The organism is Hymenobacter aerophilus DSM 13606, assembly GCF_000382225.1.
GTDB lineage: Bacteria > Bacteroidota > Bacteroidia > Cytophagales > Hymenobacteraceae > Hymenobacter > Hymenobacter aerophilus.
Genome location: NZ_KB907806.1, coordinates 109,609 through 128,809 on the forward strand (window position 1 = coordinate 109,609; position 19,201 = coordinate 128,809).

At 63.4% G+C, this 19,201-nt stretch carries 17 protein-coding genes and 1 pseudogene; 9 read left to right on the forward strand and 9 right to left on the reverse strand.

The features are described from left to right. Nucleotides 1–34: 34 nt before the first annotated feature. Nucleotides 35–721 carry a deoxyribonuclease V gene (gene nfi, locus H145_RS0107180; RefSeq protein WP_019947465.1) on the reverse strand — a complete coding sequence of 229 codons (687 nt, stop codon included), beginning with the start codon at nt 719–721 and terminating at the stop codon, nt 35–37. Between the two features lie 133 nt (nt 722–854). Here nfi and H145_RS0107185 point away from each other — a divergent pair, with 133 nt between their 5' ends. Continuing rightward, entirely contained in the window at nt 855–1,415 is a 561-nt protein-coding gene (locus tag H145_RS0107185; protein ID WP_157541320.1) for a DUF1990 family protein, read from the forward strand. After that, entirely contained in the window at nt 1,408–2,130 is a 723-nt protein-coding gene (locus tag H145_RS0107190) for a DUF1990 domain-containing protein (RefSeq protein WP_019947467.1), read from the forward strand. Before H145_RS0107185 ends, H145_RS0107190 begins: the two co-directional genes overlap by 8 nt. Nucleotides 2,131–2,242: 112 nt before the next feature. On the opposite strand, the gene H145_RS22630 is transcribed toward H145_RS0107190, so the two are convergent. After that, nucleotides 2,243–2,908, reverse strand: coding sequence for a cytochrome b/b6 domain-containing protein (locus H145_RS22630; protein ID WP_019947468.1), 666 nt, complete (start codon nt 2,906–2,908; stop codon nt 2,243–2,245). A 172-nt stretch (nt 2,909–3,080) separates the two neighbouring features. Here H145_RS22630 and H145_RS0107200 point away from each other — a divergent pair, with 172 nt between their 5' ends. Next, a complete protein-coding gene (locus H145_RS0107200; RefSeq protein WP_019947469.1) occupies nt 3,081–4,127 on the forward strand; it encodes an NAD(P)-dependent alcohol dehydrogenase in 1,047 nt (348 codons plus the stop codon). Nucleotides 4,128–4,456: 329 nt separating this feature from the next. Here H145_RS0107200 and H145_RS0107205 read toward each other — a convergent pair whose 3' ends face one another. The 5 genes from H145_RS0107205 to H145_RS0107225 form a co-directional block, all read right to left on the reverse strand. Next, nucleotides 4,457–6,010, reverse strand: coding sequence for a serine hydrolase (locus H145_RS0107205; RefSeq protein ID WP_019947470.1), 1,554 nt, complete (start codon nt 6,008–6,010; stop codon nt 4,457–4,459). Between the two features lie 162 nt (nt 6,011–6,172). Next, complete coding sequence (locus tag H145_RS0107210; RefSeq protein WP_019947471.1) at nt 6,173–6,664, reverse strand: hypothetical protein; 492 nt, start codon at nt 6,662–6,664, stop codon at nt 6,173–6,175. 184 nt (nt 6,665–6,848) lie between these two features. After that, entirely contained in the window at nt 6,849–7,916 is a 1,068-nt protein-coding gene (locus tag H145_RS0107215) for an Ldh family oxidoreductase (RefSeq protein ID WP_019947472.1), read from the reverse strand. 165 nt (nt 7,917–8,081) lie between these two features. Further along, complete coding sequence (locus tag H145_RS0107220; protein WP_019947473.1) at nt 8,082–9,017, reverse strand: Ppx/GppA phosphatase family protein; 936 nt, start codon at nt 9,015–9,017, stop codon at nt 8,082–8,084. Nucleotides 9,018–9,167: 150 nt separating this feature from the next. Further along, on the reverse strand, nt 9,168–10,052 hold the full coding sequence (locus H145_RS0107225; protein WP_019947474.1) for a class I SAM-dependent methyltransferase: 885 nt from the start codon (nt 10,050–10,052) through the stop codon (nt 9,168–9,170). Between the two features lie 164 nt (nt 10,053–10,216). Here H145_RS0107225 and dapF point away from each other — a divergent pair, with 164 nt between their 5' ends. The 6 genes and pseudogenes from dapF to glf all read left to right on the forward strand — a co-directional run bounded on the left by dapF (nt 10,217) and on the right by glf (nt 15,458). Beyond that, complete coding sequence (dapF, locus tag H145_RS0107230; protein ID WP_019947475.1) at nt 10,217–11,011, forward strand: diaminopimelate epimerase; 795 nt, start codon at nt 10,217–10,219, stop codon at nt 11,009–11,011. 128 nt (nt 11,012–11,139) lie between these two features. After that, nucleotides 11,140–11,610, forward strand: a pseudogene (locus tag H145_RS25100) (ATP-binding cassette domain-containing protein); the annotation flags it as partial. Nucleotides 11,611–11,931: 321 nt separating this feature from the next. Continuing rightward, entirely contained in the window at nt 11,932–12,147 is a 216-nt protein-coding gene (locus H145_RS25105; RefSeq protein ID WP_407927215.1) for a TOBE domain-containing protein, read from the forward strand. A 31-nt stretch (nt 12,148–12,178) separates the two neighbouring features. Next, the gene (locus H145_RS0107240; RefSeq protein WP_019947477.1) at nt 12,179–12,694 is read left to right on the forward strand and encodes a GNAT family N-acetyltransferase; all 516 of its coding nucleotides are present in this window, start codon (nt 12,179–12,181) and stop codon (nt 12,692–12,694) included. 264 nt (nt 12,695–12,958) lie between these two features. Then, the gene (locus H145_RS0107245; RefSeq protein ID WP_019947478.1) at nt 12,959–14,104 is read left to right on the forward strand and encodes a glycosyltransferase family 1 protein; all 1,146 of its coding nucleotides are present in this window, start codon (nt 12,959–12,961) and stop codon (nt 14,102–14,104) included. A gap of 175 nt (nt 14,105–14,279) precedes the next feature. Then, nucleotides 14,280–15,458 (forward strand): UDP-galactopyranose mutase, encoded by a 1,179-nt coding sequence (glf, locus tag H145_RS0107250; protein WP_019947479.1) that lies wholly within the window; start codon nt 14,280–14,282, stop codon nt 15,456–15,458. A gap of 186 nt (nt 15,459–15,644) precedes the next feature. Here the strand turns inward: glf and H145_RS0107255 are convergent, their stop codons facing one another. Together H145_RS0107255 and H145_RS0107260 are read right to left on the reverse strand one after the other, a co-directional pair. Beyond that, entirely contained in the window at nt 15,645–16,730 is a 1,086-nt protein-coding gene (locus H145_RS0107255) for a PLP-dependent cysteine synthase family protein (protein WP_019947480.1), read from the reverse strand. 144 nt (nt 16,731–16,874) lie between these two features. Beyond that, nucleotides 16,875–19,133, reverse strand: coding sequence for a protein-disulfide reductase DsbD family protein (locus H145_RS0107260; protein ID WP_019947481.1), 2,259 nt, complete (start codon nt 19,131–19,133; stop codon nt 16,875–16,877). Nucleotides 19,134–19,201: the final 68 nt, after the last annotated feature.

Consider the following 19,201-nt stretch of genomic DNA (forward strand, 5'->3'; position numbering starts at 1 on the left):
GCGCTTTGAGCAAGGCGGGCCGGGGGTGGGGTAGCTACTTCAGCTCCTTTTTGAACTCCTCGGCCCAATGGTCGGCGAGGCGGGTGGGTTCGGGGAGCTTGTAGCCGCGCAGGCAGGCCAGCGTGAGGCGGGTGGCGGTGGCCTGGTCGCAGCGGTGGCCGGGGCTTACGAACAGCGGCTTCACCTTGTCTTTGCTGCGGATGACCTGGCCCAGCAGCTCGCCGTTTTTGTCGGTGAGTGGCGTGATGCTGCCTTTGGTGAGGGCCGGCTCCTCGTAGGTGCCGGTGAGGCGCTGCTTGGCCACGCCGAACGTGGGCACATCGAGCTCAACGCCCAAATGGGCCGCAATGCCCATGCGGCGCGGGTGGGCAATGCCGTGGCCGTCCACCATAATGATGTCGGGCTGGCGGCGCAGCTTGGCGTAGGCCTGCACCAAGTTGGGCGCTTCGCGGAACGAGAGCAGGCCCGGAATGTAGGGCAGCGGCACCGGCCCCACGTGGTACACCTTCTCGACGAAGCCCAGCGAGGGCAGCTCCAGCACGATAAACACCGACAGCACCGTGTCGGGCGTCGGAAACGAGGAGTCGCAGCCGGCAATGTAGCGCAGCTCGCCGGTGGGCGGCTCCAGGCGTACCTGGTTGCGCAGCTGCTCCTGCAGTTGGGTGTACTCGCGGACCAGCAGCGGATCGGGGGCGGGGCCGGGGGGGCGGAAGTAGGCCATAGAAAGAAATGCCGGGGTGAACCGGGTGTACTGCCGACGCGGGCGCGGGGTTGTGCGCGGGGCCGGGCGCGGCGGCCCGATAACCTGCTCCGGCGCGGTCCGTTTATGCAGAGGAAACAGCCTTCCGATGACCATGCCCAAACCCGAACAGCCCGCCCAGACCGGCAGCGGCCCGCTTTTCGAGCGCCGCTACTGGCTTGATGTGCAGCACCCGCGCCAGCCAGCCGCCGCGCTGCTGGAGCACATCAAATGCCACCTGCCCGATTTCTCGCCCGATTTGCTGGCCGATTTCGAGAAGTCGAAAGGCACGCACGGCTGCCTGGCGGTGGGCGACGAATACAGCATCAAGATTCTGGGCCCCTGGAACGGCGACGTGCGCGTAGCTGAAGTGGGCGACGATTTCTTCGAGCTGGCCACGCTCGAAAACCACCCCGAGGCCGGCCGCATCCGCTTCTCGCTGCGCCCCCACGCCACGCTGCCCGACACTGTGCGTTTCGAAATTCATTCCTGGGCCCGCTCGCGCGACGGGCTGGTGGCGTTCACCTACGACACGCTGGGCCTGGGCAAACGGGTGCAGCAGCAAACCTGGGAAACCTTCTGTCAGCGCGTGGCCGATTTCAGCAAAGGCCTGCAGCTGGGCCCGGTGCAGGTCGAAACCATTAAACAGGACGAAAGCCCGGCTGCCCATGTCTGACCGCCCCGCCCTCACCGCCCGCCAGCAGGCCCGCCTGGCAGCTTACACCGATACGGGCTACAACTTCGACCCCGACCAGCTGGCCGACTACACCGCCGCCACCGGCTGGCGCGTAGACGATTACGAAACCGAGCTGCCCGCCGAAGCGCCCGGTCCGCCCGAGGCGCGGGGCTCCTGGGCCGCCGCCCGCGAGGTGCTGCGCCGCTACTCGTTTCCGCCACCCGGCCTCATCAGCGGCATCTTTCTGCCCGACCAGCCGCTGGCGCAGCGCGTGATGGTGCTGCGGGCGCAGTTTCTGGGCTTCTCGTTCTGGTTTGGCGTGCGCATCGGGGGCGTCACCGACGAAACCCGGCCGCTGCCCGGCGGCGGCCAGGAGCAGGTGTGGGGCTACAACTACCGCACCCTCGAAGGCCACTTCGAGCGGGGGCAGATTGAGTTTCTGGTGCACAAAGACCTGACGACCGGCCGCGTGTGGTGCCACATCCACGCCGTGTCGCAGACGGGCCGCATCCGCAACCCCTTCTACTGGCTGGGCTTCAAGCTATTCGGCCGCCGGCTGCAGGTGCGTTTCTCCCGTCAGTCGCTAAAACGGCTGAAGGCGCAGGTGGAGCAGATGCTGCATGAAAACTGGCAGGCCCCGGCAACGGCCGGCCCGGCCGTCAAGCCCATTTCCGCCCACGAAGAGGCGCAGGAGCAAGTCGAGAAGAACCAGTAGGCTTTTTTGAGCTATCAGCGGGTAGTTTTCGTTCAAAAAACCAACATCCAAAGCAAAGGAAAGGCCCCGCACCCAACCGGGTACGGGGCCTTCCTCGTTTTTCAGCTAACAGCTAAACGCCCTCGGCTGGCTCGCCGCCGTTAATCATGGAGGAAACCAGACCGGGCTCCTCGGTTACCTCGGCCCGGAAAACGCCGAAAATGTGGAGCACTACGAATGCCACCACCACGTACATCGTGTACTCGTGGATGGTTTCGGCTACCTCCTTGATGGGTTCGAGGTAGTCCTCAAACACCAGCACGAGGCCCGTAAGCACCATCACGGCCAGGATAACGTAGAAGGCGCGGTAAGCGTAGCGCGCCCACAGCCCCTTGGTCGCCGCGGCGTCGCCCCGGCTTGCGCGGGCTTTGAGGACCGCAATTTTAGCCGCCGTACGCTGGCTGCCCCGCTGCCGGAAACTCACAAAAACGCGGAAAGCGAGCAGGCACGAAATGGCAATGCCCGCCCAGATGTGCCAGTCCCAGATGCGGTGCGACACAATGCGCGTGAGGCCGCGCAGCTCGGCGGCCGGCAGGTTTACGCCCTTTTCGGCCAGCACCTGGCTGAACTCGGGGGCCAGCGTTTTTACCTTCACAATGACGAACAAAAACAGAATCGTCATCAGCTGAAACAGCACCAGCCCCGCATTGGACCAGTGCCAGATGCGCAGGCCCCGCGAGTTGTGCTTGGGGCCATCGGTAGTGGTAGAGGAAGTTGAAACGGGCTGGATGGGGGCCATAGCGGGGGTAAAAGGGATGAGACGGTGATTGGTTGGGGAAGGTACGCCACGGCCGGCATATTTTCGTGCGCAACCTACGCAAACCGGCCGCCGCGCAACAATTCGGGGCCGGCAGCGGTTTTACTCCCCACGCTCGGAGCGCACGGCTCCGGCGCTTACTTCTTCTTTTGTTATGATTGCAGCCCAAGGCTACGCGGCGCCCGCCGCCAACGAACCCCTCGCCCCCTTCAGCTTCGAGCGCCGCGATGTGGGCCCCCACGATGTGCGCATCGAAATTCTGTTCTGCGGCGTTTGCCACTCCGATATTCACCAGGCCCGCAACGAGTGGGGCGGCTCGATGTTTCCGATGGTGCCCGGCCACGAAATTGTGGGCCGCGTGACGGAGGTTGGCTCCCACGTGAAGAGCTTCAGCGTGGGCGATTTGGCCGGCGTCGGCTGCATGGTGGACTCGTGCCAGCACTGCGCCGAATGCAACGAAGGCCTGGAGCAGTACTGCGACAATGGCTTCGTGGGCACTTACAGCGCCAAGGACAAGGACGGCTCCATCACCCAGGGCGGCTACTCCAACACCATCGTGGTCACCGAGAAATTCGTGCTCCACGTGTCCGAGAAGCTCGATTTGTCGCGCGTAGCCCCGTTGCTGTGCGCCGGCATCACCACCTGGTCGCCGCTGCGGCAGTGGAAGGCCAAGGCCGGCGACCGGGTAGCCGTAATCGGCCTCGGCGGGCTGGGCCACATGGCCGTGAAGTTTGCCGCCGCCATGGGCTGCGAAGTCACCGTGCTCAGCACCTCGCCCGACAAGGAAGCCGACGCCAAAGCCCTCGGCGCCCACAAATTCGTGGTCACCAAGGAGAAAGATGCCATGAAAGGCATCAACAACTATTTCGACCTGATTATCAATACCGTATCGGCTCCCATCGACCTGATGCCCTACGTGGCCAGCCTGCGCCTCGACGGCACGATGGTGCTGCTCGGCGTGCCGCCCGAAGCGGCCCAGCTGCACGCCTTCAACCTGATTGCCAAGCGCCGCCGCATTGCCGGCTCGCTCATCGGCGGCATCCAGGAAACCCAGGATATGCTGGATTTCTGCGCCGAGCACAACGTGATGAGCGACGTGGAAGTTATCAACATCGACTACATCAACGAAGCCTACGAGCGCATGATGAAGTCCGACGTGAAGTACCGCTTCGTGATTGACATGGCGAGTTTGAAAGGGTAATCTTTAAAGCTACAAGCCACAAGCTTCAAGCGGTAAGCTGACTACCAGTAATCCTGAGCACAGCGAAGGACCTTATTACGCTAGAACAGGCCGTTGTTACGGTTACCCTAGCGTGATATGGTCCTTCGCTGTGCTCAGGATTACTGGTATAGGACTTACGCAGAACGACTGTAGCGCGAAGCTTCTGCTTCGCGTATTGTTGCTCATTGTTAGATGGTTATATTCAACGGTGCGCGAAGCGGAAGCTTCGCGCTACAAGCCTACGGCCCCCTTTTGCGTAAGCCCTATGGTAGTCAGCTTGCCGCTTGAAGCTTGCGGCTTGTAGCTTCTTACAGCTTCCCAAACACGTACGAATCGGCTTCCACGTAGTCATTGGCGCGCATCTCCAAAGACTTCACGCGGCCGTTTTCTACCTCGAACTTGGCCGGCAGCACGCCGAACACGAGGTCGGAATAGGTGGCGCGGAACTCCTGGCCGTCCATGTAGTCGAGGGTGGCGGTGAGGCCGGGGTGGGTGGGCAGCGTGACGAGCAGCTGCTTGCCTTTTTGCGTGACCTGGATGCGGCCGAACAGGGCGTTGTTGTACTCGCCTACGTAGGCTTTAAGGGGCAGCGGGGCCTTGGCTTTCTTGGCCACGCGGGCAGCCAGGGCCAGCGTGGGGTCGGGGCCGGCGGCCAGCTCGCCGGCGCGGCGGCGGGCCAGCAGCTGGGCGCTCCGGTCGATGTAGGGCACGCCGAGGTAGGCGTCGAGAATCTGGTAGCGCAGGGCCTCGAAGAAGCTTTGGTTGTCGTTGTTGGTGAGCACGGCCAGGCCCAGGCCGGCCTCGGGCACGAAGCACACGTTGCTTACCTGCCCCGAGGCGCCGCCCGTGTGCCAGAACACCTGCCGGCCGTTGTAGTCGGCGGCCTCCACGCCCAGCCCGTACGTTACGAAGTGCGTGGGGAACAGCGGCGACTTGCGGCTGCTGATGATGGTGTTGGCGTCGCGGGTTTTACGCAGCGCGGCCCAGGGCAGCACCTGCCGGCCCTCGTAGCGGCCACTATCGAGCTGGAAACGCAGCCAATGGGTGAGGTCGCTCACGTTGGAGGCCATGCTGGCGCAGGGGCCCATATTGTCCCAGTTGTCGAACTGCACCTTGGCTAGTGGCCCGAAGGTATTGGAGTAGGCCGTGGCAATATTGGGCTGCTTGGCGAATTCGAGCGACGAGACGAAGGTGTTTTTCATGCCCAACGGTTGCAGCAGATTCTGGCGCACGTACTCCTCCCAGCTTGTGCCCCCGGTCACGGCCGGAATCACCTCGCCGGCTGCCACGAAACCCGAGTTGCAGTAGCCGTAATCCTTGCGGAACTCGCGGGTGGGCTTCATCAGCCGCATCCGGCGCACAATGTCGGCCCGCTCCAGGTTGGATTTGAAGAAAGTGAAGTCACCCTGAAACGTTTTGAAGCCCAGGTGGTGGCTCAGCAGGTCGCGCACCGTGACGAGGCGGGTGCTGGTGGAATCGTAGAGCCGGAAATCGGGCAGGTATTTGGTTACGCGGTCGTCGAGGCTGATTTTCTTCTCCCCATCGAGCTTGGCCAGGGCCGTGCCGGTGAACAGTTTGGTGTTGGAGGCAATCATGAACAGCGTCTGGTCATCCACGAGGGCCGGTTTGCCCACCTCGCGCACTCCGTAGCCTTTCTGCACCAGCGTCTGCCCGTCCTTCACCACCACCACGGCCAGCCCCGGAATGTTCCAGAGCCGCATGCCGCGCTGCACATAGCTGTCGAGGCTGTCGGTGAGAAAACGGTTGGGCGCGGCCGGAGCCGTAGTTTGGGCCTGGGCAGCGGTAGCAGCGCCAAGCAGCAGAGCAGCGGTGGTTAGGCGACGGAGGGTGGGAGAGGGCATAAAGGAATCTTGAATGGAAAAGCACGTCATGCAGAGCGGAGCGAAGCATCTCGCCCGCTTCGTTGTAAAAGTAACCCCTGACAATTGGTTTACTACTGCAATGAAGCGGGCGAGATGCTTCGCTCCGCTCTGCATGACGTGCATGTATTCATTTATCCCGACCTATTCTTTCTCCACCGGAAACTCAAACTCGCCTTCCAGCGTGAAGCGCCGGGCGCCGCGGCCGACCTCGCACACCTGGCAGCGGTAGGTGCCGCGCAGCCAGTGCCGCTCGGCATTCACGCCCGTAATTACGACCTGCCCGGGGTTGTCGGAGCACGATTTGGAGTAGGCCGACACGACCCCGTAGCGGTAGGAGGCATCCCGGTTGCGGCCGCTCAGGATTTCCTGGAACTTGTAGGCGCCCACTTTGATGGGAAACCGGTCGATGATGATGTTGAGGCCCTGCCCGTCGGGGTCATCAGCCCGCACGATGTTGAGGCGCAGGGCCCGGTCTTCACTGAGGAAAAAGCGCGAGCTAAGCGTATCGGTGGGCACTATTTTGCCGTCGATGCGCAGCGTGAGGTGACGGACGGGCGCGGGCGTAGGAACGGGAGCCGTAACAGGGGCCGCCCCCAGCAACGGCAGCAGCAACAGCGGAAGAAAGCGTTTCATAAAAGCGGGCAAAACAAGAATCAGCCCAGAAACTACGGAAAAACTAGTTGCGTCGCATTGTTGCTGATGCTGGCCAAGCGGGCAACTGTAACGCGAAGCTCTGCTTCGCGCTTGCGAGAACAGCACGTAGCGGTAGGCCAGTTTTGTCCATTTAGCACGCTCGGTCGCGAAGCAGAGCTTCGCGTTACAGCTGCACGCCGAACTTCTGGCCCAGGCTTTCCAAATTGCGCAGCACCGGCTCCAGCAGCGGAATGCCCTCCAGCAGACGCACGGCAGCCGTTTCGCGCTCCGGGTCGCCGGGGATGAGCACGCGCTGGCCCTCCGTGGCGCGGGCGGCGCGGAAGGTGGCAATCCAGTTATCCATATCGGCCTTGAACTCGGCGGCGGGGCGGAAGGCATCGACCCGCATGGCCCCGAAAAAGTGGCCCAGGCCCTGCCCCACGGGGTTGGCGGCCGGCTGCAGAAAGGCCACGAATGGCGGCACCCAGGGCCCGTAGTTGGCCCCGCTCAGCACGGCCGAAAATATATCGACCACCGCGCCCAGCCCGTAGCCTTTGTGCGAGCCGGTAGCCCCGCCCAGCGGCAGCAGCGCGCCACCGTTTTTCACGGCGTTGGGGTCGGTCGAGCCCGTGCCGGCCGCGTCCTGGGCCCAGCCTTCGGGAATGGGTTGCTGCTTCCGCTGGGCAATTTCGAGTTTGCCGTTGGCGGCGGTGGTGGTGGCCATATCGAGCACGAAATCGGGCTGTTCGGCGGCGGGCACGGCTACGGCAATCGGGTTGGTGCCCAGCAGCCGTTCCAGCGAGTGGGTGGGCGCCACCAGGGGCGAGGCGTTGGTCATGGCCACGCCTAGCATGTCGTGGGCCAGCGGCAGCATGGCGTGGTAGCCGGCAATGCCGAAGTGGTTGGAGTTCTTCACCGATACCCAGCCCGTGCCCACTTGCCGGGCTTTTTCCATGGCCACGCGCATGGCCTTGGGGCCCACCACCAGCCCCAGGCCCCCGTCGCCATCCACTACGGCCGTGCTGGGCGTCTCGTACGTAACGCCCACGCGCGGCGTGGCGTTGATGCGGCCGGCTTCCCAGAGGCGCACGTAGCCAATCAGCCGGGCCACGCCGTGCGAATCAACGCCCCGTAAATCGGCCGATAGCAGTGTTTCGGTGGCCAGCGTGGCATCTTCCTCGGGGCAGCCCATGGCGCGGAATACGGATTCGGCAAAGGTGAAAAGCTGGGCGTAGGGAAGCGTGGTAGTCATGGATAGGAAGGGGAATGGCAACAAAAGAACAACCAATGAAGAGGCCGTAGCGCGAGATGGCAGAACGGCTGTAGCGCGAAGCTCCTGCTTCGCGTATCGTTGCTGACTGCCAACGATTCCGTTCAACGACACGCGAAGCGGAAGCTTCGCGCTACAGTCGTTCAACTACAGCATTTCGGCCAGCAGGCCTTCCTTGAGGGCGTAGGCGGAAGTGCGGATGCGGGTCAGGCCGGTCAGGTTCAGCACATAGTCAATCAGAATGGCCGCTACTACCAGCATATCGGCGCGCATGGGCAGGATGCCGGGCAGGTCCTTTCGCTGTTCGTGGTTGAGGCTGAGCAGCTGGTTGTAGCTGTGCCGGAAGCTGCTCAGGGCCAGTTCGGTACTTGGCGGCAGCTCGGCCTCGGTGCGCAACTGGCCCAGTTGCATGTCGGCCAGACTGTCGAAACTACCCGAAGCGCCAATCAGGCTAACCGGCGGAAACTCGGCCAGGGCGGCGGCCAGCGGGGCCAGGGTTTCGGCCAGATACTGCTGCTCGGCCACAATGGCTTCGGCGGGCATGATGCCGCTGGGCTCCGGGAAAAACTTGTCGAGTAGGCGCTGGGCCCCGATTTCGAAGCTGCGCTTCCAGAAAATGGTGGTGTCGTTGGCCAGGATGAATTCCACTGAGCCGCCGCCAATATCCATGATGAGGTGGCACTCGGGCCCCAGCGGCACGGCCTGCCGGACGCCCTGGCAAATCAGCTCGGCCTCCCGGTCGCCGCCAATAACTTCCACCCGAATACCCGTCTGCTCGAAGATATCCTTGACCAGCGCGGGGCCGTTTTCGGTGACGCGCATGGCGCTGGTGGCCGTGGCGCGCACGTCGTTCACCTGATGCAGCTCGATTTCCTCGCGGAAGCCGAGCAGTGCGTGCAGGGCCCGCTCGTAGGCCGACTCGGCAATGCGGCCCGCGCTGATGCCGTCCTCGCCCAGCCGCACGCCCACTTTGGTGCGCAACAGCGTGCGCGGCGCCGTCCGGCCGTCGTCTGCCAGCTCCACAATCAGCAGGTGAAACGTGTTGGTGCCCATGTCGATAAGGGCCAGGCGGCGGTGCAGCATAATCGTTGTTTTTTTGGTAGGCTAACAGTACGTCATTCAGAGCGGAGCGAAGAATCTCGCGTGCTGACGTTGAGTTACTGTGGCAACGTCAGCGCGCGAGATTCTTCGCTCCGCTCTGAATGACGTGCGGTTTATTCCACTGAAACCAATTCAGGTGGCGAACCGGCAGAAGGTGCCCAGCGGCAGCTTGCGGGCCCCGGCGTCGTGCAGGTAAATCTCCCCGATTTCCCGCTTGTCGCGCATCGTGGGGAAGATTTCACTGACCAGGTTGTCGAGAATCAGGGCCGAGAAGCCGAGCGAGTAGAGGTTGACGAGGAAGAAATGGTCTTCGGGGTCGAGCAGCTGCTGGCAGAGCTTAAGCATTTCGTTGAGTTCGTCTTCGAGCTGCCACTTTTCGCCGTTGGGGCCGCGGCCGTAGGCGGGCGGGTCGAGGATGAGGCCCTGGTACTTGCTGCCGCGCTTCACTTCGCGCTTCACGTACTTCATGGCGTCTTCCACCAGCCAGCGCACCCCATCGAGGCCCGAGGCCTCCATGTTGTCGCGGGCCCAGAAGTTGACCTGCTTCACCGAATCGAGGTGCGTTACGTCGGCGCCGGCGGCGCGGGCGGCCAGCGTGGCGGCACCCGTGTAGGCAAACAGGTTGAGCACCCGCGGCTGGGCCGCTTGGCGGCGGCGCGTTTCGTTGTAGATGAACTGCCAGTTGGGGTCCTGCTCCGGAAACAGGCCTACGTGCTTAAACGACGACATGCCCAGCCGGAACCGCAGCTTCAGGCCGTCGGGCCGCTCGTAGTTGATGTGCCACTGCTCGGGTGTGCCGGGCTTTATTTTCCACTGGCCGCGCTCCTGACTGCCTTTTTCGCGGGTGAAAATGGCGTTGGCCCGCTGCCACTCCGAGGCCGGCAGGTGCGGGTCCCAGATGGCCTGCGGCTCGGGCCGGGCCAGAATGTGCTGGCCGAAACGCTCCAGCTTCTCGAAGTTGCCCGCATCGAGCAGCTCGTAATCGGCCCAGGGGCTCGTGGTAAGGAAAGTATACATGCTGGCGCAAAGGTAGGGGGTTAAAGAACGTCATTCAGAGCGCAGCGAAGAATCTCGCGTGCTGACGTTGAGTTACTATGGCAACGTCAGCACGCGAGATTCTTCGCTGCGCTCTGAATGACGTTCTTTTTACTCACCCGTCTCTCCGCCGTACCTTTACGCCCATGAGCACCACGCTGCACTTCTCCAAATACCAGGGCACCGGCAACGACTTCGTGATGGTTGACGACCGCGCCAAGCGGTTCGATGTGGCCGACCACCAGCTGGTGCGCCACCTCTGCGACCGGCGCCGCGGCATCGGGGCCGACGGGCTGATTCTGCTGCGCCAGCACCCGGAATACGATTTCGAGATGGTGTATTTCAACGCCGACGGCCATTTGGGCTCGATGTGCGGCAACGGCGGGCGCTGCACCGTGGCCTTTGCCCGGCAGCTGGGCGTCATCGAAACCGACACCCGCTTCCTGGCCGCCGATGGCCCCCACGAGGCCCGGATAGACGCCGACGGCCTCGTGCACTTGCGCATGCAGGACGTGCGCGGCCAGCAGGGAATCGACGAGTACGGCGTGTTTCTCGACACCGGTTCGCCCCACCTCGTCCGCTTCGAGCCAACCGGCAGCCTGGCCGGGCTCGACGTATTCACCGAAGGCCGGGCGTTGCGCAACGGCGCGCTGTTCCGCGAGAAGGGCACCAACGTCAACTTTGTGGAAGCACCCGTGGCCCCCGGCCAGCCCTGGCAGGTGCGCACCTACGAGCGGGGCGTGGAGGACGAAACCCTGAGCTGCGGCACCGGCGTAACGGCCGTGGCGCTGGCCGCCTCGCGCCACGGCGCCGCCAGCCCCGTGCAGCTGCGCACGCCCGGCGGCGAGCTGCAGGTAGCCTTCGAAGCGCAACCCGATGGCTCGTTCACCAACATCTACCTCAGCGGCCCCGCTACGTTTGTGTTCGAGGGGAAAGTATAAGCCAGGAACGGTAGAGAACGTCAGGCAGAGCGTAGCGAAGCATCTCGCGTACTGACGCTGAATTACTTCGACAACGTCAGCACGCGAGATGTTACGCTCTGCCTGACATTCTTTTATACTTCCCCATTATGCCCGAAACTGACTTTCTCACCGTCCGCGACATCAGCTTGGAAGAGCACGGCCAGCCGGTGCTCAGCGGCATCAGCTTCGCGCAGCCGGCCGGCCGCAAGCTGGCGCTGGCGGGCGAGTCGGGAGCCGGCAAAAGTACGCTGTTGCAGGTGATTGCCGGGTTGGTGCAGCCCACGGCGGGGGAGGTGCACTTTGCCGGCCGCCGCGTGCGCGGGCCGCAGGAGGTGCTGGTGCCGGGCCATCCGGGCATCGTGTATCTGTCGCAGAAGCCCAGTTTGCCCAAGTCGCTGCGGGTGGAGCAGGTGCTGCGCTACGCCAGTAAGCGGCCCGCGCCCGAGGCGCAGGCGGTGTACGAGGTCTGCCGCATCAGCGGCCTCATGAGCCGGCGCACCGACCAGCTTTCGGGCGGCGAGCAGCAGCGGGTGGCACTGGCGCGGCTGCTGCTGTCGGCCCCGCGCCTGCTGCTGCTCGACGAGCCCTTCTCCAACCTCGACCGACTCCATAAGCAGCAGCTCCAGCAAGTCATCCGCGAAGTGGGCGAGCAGCTCAGCATCACCTGCCTGCTCGTCTCCCACGACCCGCTCGACACGCTGCCCTGGGCCGATGAACTGCTGTTGCTGGAACGCGGCCGACTGGTGCAGCAGGGCCCGCCCGAGCAGGTGTACCGCCAGCCCGTCAGCGAGTACGCCGCCGCCCTGTTCGGCGACTACAACCGCCTCGAAGGCCCCGACCTGCGCGCCCTGCTGGCCGCTGCCGCCCCGCGCCGGAAACTGCCGAGGTTGGCTGCCCTAGTGCGTCCTGAAAGCCTACATCTGGCCCCCGCCAGCAGCTCCGGCACGGCCGGCATTGTGCAGGACGTGCGTTTCATGGGCAGTTATTATGAGGCCGAAATCCAGCTGGCCGCCACCCTGTTGCGGGTTCGTTTGCCAGCCGCCTCGGTAGCGGTGGGCGAGGCGGTGGTTGTGCAGCTGGCGGAAGGTGCGCCGGTTTCGTTTGTAAGCAGCTAAGCACAACGCACAATCAACTACGCACTAAAAGATGCTGCAATCCGACCTCATCCGCCTGCGCCCTTTGGAGGCCGACGACCTGGAGTTTCTGTACCAGCTGGAAAACGACCCGGCCGTGTGGGGCGTGTCGGATACGTTGGCGCCCGTGTCGCGGCACGTGCTGCGGCAGTACCTGGACAGCGCGGCGGCCGATTTTTTTGAGGTGCGGCAGCTACGGCTGGTGCTCGAAGATTCGGCCGGCGGGGCGGCGGTGGGCACGCTGGATTTATTCGGCTTCGAGCCTTTGCACCAGCGGGCCGGTGTGGGCATTACGGTGCTGGCTGGCCACCAGCGGCGCGGCTACGCCCAGGCCGCGCTGACGCTGCTGCGGCCCTACGCCCGGCAGGTGTTGCGCCTGCACCAGTTGTATTGCACCATCGGGGCCGATAATGAGGCCAGCCTGAGCCTGTTTGCCTCGGCCGGCTTTACGCGGGTAGGTGTGCGGCGCGAGTGGCTGCGCACCGCCGAGGGCTGGCAGGACGCCGTGGAAATGCAGTGCCTACTGTAGCCGGCGGCGCCTCGGGGCTGAAGGAAAGCTGCAAAACTGACAGCCGGGGCGAAAGGTTTAGCTCGACAGTAAGCTAATTTGCTTAGCCCCAGCGGCCAGTTAAAATAGTAGCGACTCGACAATATCCTTTTGAAAAGGCGGGCGTATAGGCGAAGGAAGCGCGGCCGAAAGACCTGTGTGGTTGCCCGACTTCATCCAACTACTTACCTGTTCTTTATGTCATCTGCCCCACCGGCGGAAGCGCCCGCGCGCTCCGCCTCCGCCATGAAAGCTGACCAGCCTGCCGCTTACTCGCTGCCCGATGTGGTGTGCTTTGCGCACCTGCACTGGGACTTTGTGTGGCAGCGCCCCCAGCACCTGATGTCGCGCTTCGCCCAGCAGGGCCGGGTTTTTTATGTGGAGGATGCTTTTTATCACAACGACAACCACGTAGCACCGCACCTGGAAATAAAGGAGCGCCAGCAGGGCCTGAAGGTAGTGGTGGCCCACCTGCCCGACTGCCTCCGCCACAGTGCCCCCGCAGCCGATATGGTGCAGCAGGCGCTGCTCCAGCAGTATTTCCAGGAGCAGCGCATCACCAACTACCTGTTCTGGTACTACACGCCCATGGCGCTGGGCAAGTCGGGGGGCTTTGCGCCGGCCCTGACGGTGTACGACTGCATGGACGAGCTGGCCAATTTCAAGTTTGCGCCGCCCGAACTGCGCGAGCGGGAGCAGGAGCTGTTCCGCAAGGCCGACCTCGTGTTTACGGGCGGCCACACGCTCTACGAGGCCAAGCGCCAGCAGCACGCCGATGCGCACCCGTTCCCCAGCAGCATCGACAAAGCCCACTTCGGCCAGGCCCGGCATGCGTTGTCCGAGCCCGCCGACCAGGCCGGCATTGCGCACCCGCGCATCGGCTTTTTCGGGGTAGTGGATGAGCGGCTGGATATTGAGCTGCTGGGCCAGTTGGCCACGGCCCACCCCGAGTGGGAGTTTGTCATTATCGGGCCGGTGGTCAAAATCGACCCCGCCACGCTGCCCGATTCGGCCAACATCCACTACCTCGGCGGCAAGGATTACCAGGAGCTGCCCACGTACCTGGCGGGCTGGGACGTGGCCACGCTGCTGTTTGCCGACAACGAAAGCACCAAGTTCATTTCGCCTACCAAAACGCCCGAGTACCTGGCCGCCGGCCGACCGGTCGTCAGCACGCCCATCCGCGACGTGGTGCGGCCCTACGGCGAGCTGAACCTGGTGCAGATTGCCGCTACCGCCGACGAGTTTGGCCAGGCCATCGAAACCGCCCTCACCCAGACGCAGGACGCCGACTGGCGCCAGCGCACCGATGAGTATCTGGCTACCATCAGCTGGGACCAGACCTGGCAACAGATGGTGGACCTGATGCAGGCCAGAATCAGCGCGCAGTAGCAATGTAGTCCGGCAGATTCGGCCAATATTTTTAGCTGAATTCACTAAAAATTGCATCAAAAGCCAGGTTGGTTTGTTCATAGGGCCGGGCGCAGCCCCACCGTTCCACTACTTCCAATCTGAGCTTACGAAACATCCCTTTCGGGCTCCCCAAACCACCTCCAAATATCGCTTTATGTTTGATTATCTGATAGTAGGGGCCGGTTTTGCCGGCAGCGTGCTGGCCGAGCGGCTGGCTACCCGCTCCAACAAAAAAGTGCTGGTCGTTGATAAGCGCAACCACATTGCGGGCAATGCCTACGACCACTACAACGAGGACGGTATTCTGGTGCACAAATACGGCCCGCACATCTTCCACACCAATTCCAAGGACGTATTCGAGTACCTGTCGAACTTCACCGACTGGCGCCCCTACGAGCACCGGGTACTGGCCTCGGTCGATGGCCAGATGGTGCCCATGCCCATCAACCTCGATACCATCAACAAGCTCTATGGCCTGAAGCTGAACAGCTTCGAGGTGGAGGAGTTCTTCGAGTCGGTGGCCGAAAAGGTGCCGGTTATCAAGACGTCGGAAGATGTGGTGGTGAGCAAAGTGGGCCGCGAGCTGTACGAGAAGTTCTTCCGCAACTACACCCGCAAGCAGTGGGGCATGGACCCCTCCGAGCTCGACAAATCGGTGACCAGCCGCGTGCCCACCCGCACCAACCGCGACGACCGCTACTTCACCGACACCTACCAGGCCATGCCGCTGCACGGCTACACGCGCATGTTCGAGCGGCTGCTCGACCATCCGAACATCAAGGTGATGCTCAACACCGACTACCACGACATCATGGATTTCATTCCCTTCAAGGAAATGATTTTCACGGGTCCGGTCGATGAGTTCTTCGATTTCAAGTACGGCAAGCTGCCTTACCGCTCGCTCGAATTCAAGCACGAAACGCTGAACACCGAGAACTACCTGGCCGCGCCGGTCGTCAACTACCCCAACGACAACCTCTACACGCGCATCACTGAGTTCAAGGCCCTCACCGGCCAGCAGCACCCCAAAACGGCCATCGTGTACGAGTACCCCAAGGCCGAGGGCGACCCTTACTACCCCGTGCCGCGCCTCGAAAACGCCGAGCTCTACAACAAGTACAAGAAGCTGGCTGACGAAACCCCGAACGTGCATTTCGTGGGCCGCCTGGCTACCTACAAGTACTATAACATGGACCAGGTAGTAGCTCAGGCCCTCACGCTCTACAAGAAACTCACCGAGAAATCGGCCGAGGAAGCCCCCCGCAAGCCCGCCATTTCCGGCTCCACCGAGCTGGTTGAAAAGCTGGTAGCCCGCAGCCCGTCGAAGCCGTAGGGTTGTTAAGCTGCAAGCGGCAAGCCACAAGCGGCAAGCTAACCGCCTGTCATCCTGAACACAGCGAAGGACCTTATCACGCTGAAGCTGAATCGTGAAAACGGCTCGTTTCAGCGTAATAAGGTCCTTCGCTGTGCTCAGGATGACAGGCGGTCAGCTTGTAGCTTGCAGCTTGTGGCTTGACGCTTAACAACCACCGATGCCCGCCAGATACTGCTCGTGCGGGAGGCGGCCGATGGGCTGGTAGCTCAGCAGCTCGACTTGCGGAGTGAGGTAACCGGGGCGCACGGGCTCGTTGCGGAGCAGGTCGGTGCTGAGGTACTTTTTGTTGCTGTCGCAGAGCAGCGTCACCACCACCGAACCGGGGCCCAGCTCCTGGTGCAGCCGGATGGCGCCGATGACGTTGGCGCCCGACGAAATGCCCACTGCCAACCCCAGCGCGGTGGAAAGCTGCTGGGCCATCAGGATGGCGTCGCCGTCGTGGGCCTGCACCACGGCATCGAGTTCGGAAAGCTGCACCAGGGCCGGAATAAACTCGTCGGAAATGCCCTGGATGCGGTGCGAGCCCACTTTGTAGCCCGTGGTGAGGGTGGGCGACTCGGCCGGCTCCAGCGGGTGCACGCGGATGTTGGGGTTCTGCTCGCGCAGGTACTGGCCGGTGCCCATCACGGTGCCGCCGGTGCCCACGCCGGCCACGAAGGCATCGGGCCGCAGGCCCAGCGAGGCCAGCTGGTGCCAGATTTCGGGGCCGGTGGTGCGGGCGTGGGCTTCGGCGTTGGCGCGGTTCTCGAACTGCTGGGGCAGGAACACGGCATCATCCTGGGCGGCCATTTCCTCGGCCAGCTTTATGCTGCCCAGAAACCCACCCTCGGCCTTGCTGACCAGCGTAATATCGGCCCCCAAGCTGCGGATGATGCCGATGCGCTCCTGGCTCAGCCAGTCGGGGATGAGGATGCGCACCTGGTGGCCCAGCGCCCGGCCCAGCGCGGCAAAGGCAATGCCGGTGTTGCCGCTGGTGGCCTCCACCAGCACATCGTGCGGGCGCAGACGGCCGGTGCGGTAGGCCTCCTGGAGCACGTACAGCGCCATGCGGTCTTTGAGGCTGCCCGTCAGGTTGTAGTGCTCGCACTTTACATAGATGGTGCCTTCGCGGCCCTCGAAGCGGTAGCGCAGCGCCAGCATGGGCGTGTTGCCCACCAGCAGCCACAGCTGCTGAAAAGTAGCCTGCAGCTCGGGCGCCAGCTCGGCGGGGGCAGTTAGTTGTGTTGACATAGAATTTTCAGGTAGGTCGTGATGGTCTTTGGAAAACACCTGTCATCCTGAGCGGAGCGAAGGACCTATACAGAAGCTAGCATCAAAAGACATTACCTTCTTTGCAGGTCCTTCGCTTCGCTCAGGATGACAGGTAATCGTACTCTACTTGCCGAAGGCCTGCAGGCCGCTGTCGAGGAAGTTCACGAAGTTGTCGGCGTCGTAGTTGGCGCCCTGGGGCGGGGTGAGCACCTTTTCGGTGGCCGGGTCGAGCAGCACGTAGTAGGGCTGCGAGTTGGCCTGGTAGCGGCTGGCCTGGAAGTCGCTCCACTTGTTGGCAATAGTGCGGATGGGCTTGCCGCTGAACGCCGACGTGGTGTGCTCAGCCACGGGCAGCTCCGTTTTGTCGTCCACGTACAGCTGCACCAGCACGTAATCCTGGCGCAGGCGCTGGAGCACGCGCGGGTCGGGCCACACGGTGGCTTCCATTTTGCGGCAGTTCACGCAGGCGTGGCCGGTGAAGTCAATCAGCAGCGGCTTGCCGGCGGCCTGGGCAGCGGCGCGGGCTTCGTCGTAATCGAAGTAGGCATCGAGGCCCAGCGGGGCATGAAACAGGTCGGCGTACTTGTGGGTTGGGCGTGGCGTGGCGGGGCCGGCCGAAACCGGGCCGCCGCCGAGCGAGGGCGTGTAGAGGTCGAAATCCTGGGTATGCTGGGGCGGCAGGAAGGCGGCCACGGCCTTGAGCGGCGCGCCCCACAAACCCGGCACCAGGTACATGGTGAACGAGAGCGTGAGCACGGCCAGCAGCAGCCGCGTTACCGACAGGCCACCGGCCGGCGCGCTGCCATCATGGGCCAGCGGCAGCTTGCCCAGCAGATAAAAGCCCAGCAGGCCGAAAATGATAATCCACAGCGCCAGGAATACCTCGCGGTCGAACCACTCCCAATGGTAGGCCAAATCGACATTGGAGAGGAACTTGAGGGCCAGGGCCAACTCCAGAAAGCCCAGCACCACCTTCACCGAGTTCAGCCAGCCGCCCGATTTAGGCAGCGCCTTCAGCCAGGCCGGGAACAAAGCAAACAGCGTGAAGGGCAACGCCAGCGCCAGCGAGAAGCCCAGCATGCCGATGGCCGGCCCCAGGTACTGCCCGGTAGTGGCAGCCTGCACCAGCAGCGTGCCGATGATGGGGCCGGTGCACGAAAACGACACCAGCGCCAGCGTGGCGGCCATAAAAAACAGGCCCGTCAGCCCGCCCTGGTCGGCGCGGGCATCGGCCTTGTTCACCCAGGAGCTGGGCAGCGTCAGCTCGAAAGCGCCCAGGAACGAGGCGGCAAACACGAGCAGCAAGGCAAAAAACAGGAAGTTGAAGATGCCGTTGGTGGCCAGCTCGTTCAGTGCGTCGGCACCGAACAGCACCGTAATCAAGAGCCCCAGGGCCACGTAAATGACGATGATGCTGAGCCCGTAGATGGCGGCCCGGCCCACGGATTTGCTCCGCGAATGGTCCTGCTTGGTGAAGTAGCTGACCGTGAAGGGCAGCAGCGGGAAGATGCAGGGCATCAGCAGCGCCGCCAGTCCGCCCACGAAACCCGCCAGGAAAATCGCCCACAACGACGAAGGCGCCTCCTCCGCTACCGGCGCCCCGGCTGTTAACGTAGCATCGGCCGCCGGCGCCACCGTAGCACCGGCCACCTCCGACGCCCCCGTTGCAGCGGCGGTATCGGCGGCAGCCGGGACGGTGGTAGCATCGGGCGCTACCGTTGTCACTGCGGACTCAGCCGGCGCGGTAACGGCTGGGGTTGCAGTGGCTGGCGTGGTGCTGGTAGTGGCCGCCGCCGAAGCGGCCGGCGTGGTTTTGGCTGGCGTGGTCTTGGCCGGCGTGGCCGTAACAGGGGCCGCGGCGGTGGTTTTGGGCTCGGCCGCTTTGGGCTCGGCGGCCGCAACGGGCGTCTCCGTCAGGGCGCTGGCCGGCACCGACACGGTGATGCTGAACGGTACGTCCTCGGGCGGCAGGCAGCGCTGGTCGTCGCAGACCATGTAGGTGAGCGTGCCCTTGATGGTGGCCGTGGGGGCCGTCAGGCGCACGGCCTGGGTGAAGGTGGCCTGCTCCTCGAACGAGGAGATTTCCATGCCGAACATTTCCTCGTAGGCTGTGTGCGGCTTGGTGGCTTCCTTGGGCTTGCCAGTCAGCACATAGCCCGCGCCCTTCTCAAACTCGAACGAAGTAGCCACCGGCCCGCCCGGCTTCACATTCAGCGAGTAAATATGCCAGTTGGGGTCGATGTTGGCCGTGAAGCTGAGCGTGGCGTTGGCCCCGCCGGTTGGCTTGGCCCCGAAGCTCCACTTCACCGGCCGCAGAATCTGGGCCTGGGCGGCCAGTCCGGCGGTGAGGAGCAGGCAGAGCAGCAAAAACAGTTTTTTCATGCGAGGGAAGGAGGGTGGTAGGGCGAGCAGATGGCCCAGGCATTAGGAACGAATGACTATAAAGTTAG

Excerpts from the sequence above, each read along its gene's own strand:
- H145_RS0107200 (WP_019947469.1), top strand. The coding sequence starts at position 3,081 with ATGATTGCAGCCCAAGGCTACGCGGCGCCCGCCGCCAACGAACCCCTC.
- glf (WP_019947479.1), top strand. The coding sequence starts at position 14,280 with ATGTTTGATTATCTGATAGTAGGGGCCGGTTTTGCCGGCAGCGTGCTG.
- H145_RS0107190 (WP_019947467.1), top strand. The coding sequence starts at position 1,408 with ATGTCTGACCGCCCCGCCCTCACCGCCCGCCAGCAGGCCCGCCTGGCA.
- H145_RS0107260 (WP_019947481.1), bottom strand. The coding sequence starts at position 19,133 with ATGAAAAAACTGTTTTTGCTGCTCTGCCTGCTCCTCACCGCCGGACTG.
- H145_RS22630 (WP_019947468.1), bottom strand. The coding sequence starts at position 2,908 with ATGGCCCCCATCCAGCCCGTTTCAACTTCCTCTACCACTACCGATGGC.
- H145_RS0107240 (WP_019947477.1), top strand. The coding sequence starts at position 12,179 with ATGCTGCAATCCGACCTCATCCGCCTGCGCCCTTTGGAGGCCGACGAC.
- nfi (WP_019947465.1), bottom strand. The coding sequence starts at position 721 with ATGGCCTACTTCCGCCCCCCCGGCCCCGCCCCCGATCCGCTGCTGGTC.
- H145_RS0107220 (WP_019947473.1), bottom strand. The coding sequence starts at position 9,017 with ATGCTGCACCGCCGCCTGGCCCTTATCGACATGGGCACCAACACGTTT.
- dapF (WP_019947475.1), top strand. The coding sequence starts at position 10,217 with ATGAGCACCACGCTGCACTTCTCCAAATACCAGGGCACCGGCAACGAC.
- H145_RS0107185 (WP_157541320.1), top strand. The coding sequence starts at position 855 with ATGCCCAAACCCGAACAGCCCGCCCAGACCGGCAGCGGCCCGCTTTTC.
- H145_RS0107215 (WP_019947472.1), bottom strand. The coding sequence starts at position 7,916 with ATGACTACCACGCTTCCCTACGCCCAGCTTTTCACCTTTGCCGAATCC.
- H145_RS0107245 (WP_019947478.1), top strand. The coding sequence starts at position 12,959 with ATGAAAGCTGACCAGCCTGCCGCTTACTCGCTGCCCGATGTGGTGTGC.
- H145_RS0107225 (WP_019947474.1), bottom strand. The coding sequence starts at position 10,052 with ATGTATACTTTCCTTACCACGAGCCCCTGGGCCGATTACGAGCTGCTC.
- H145_RS0107255 (WP_019947480.1), bottom strand. The coding sequence starts at position 16,730 with ATGTCAACACAACTAACTGCCCCCGCCGAGCTGGCGCCCGAGCTGCAG.
- H145_RS0107205 (WP_019947470.1), bottom strand. The coding sequence starts at position 6,010 with ATGCCCTCTCCCACCCTCCGTCGCCTAACCACCGCTGCTCTGCTGCTT.
- H145_RS0107210 (WP_019947471.1), bottom strand. The coding sequence starts at position 6,664 with ATGAAACGCTTTCTTCCGCTGTTGCTGCTGCCGTTGCTGGGGGCGGCC.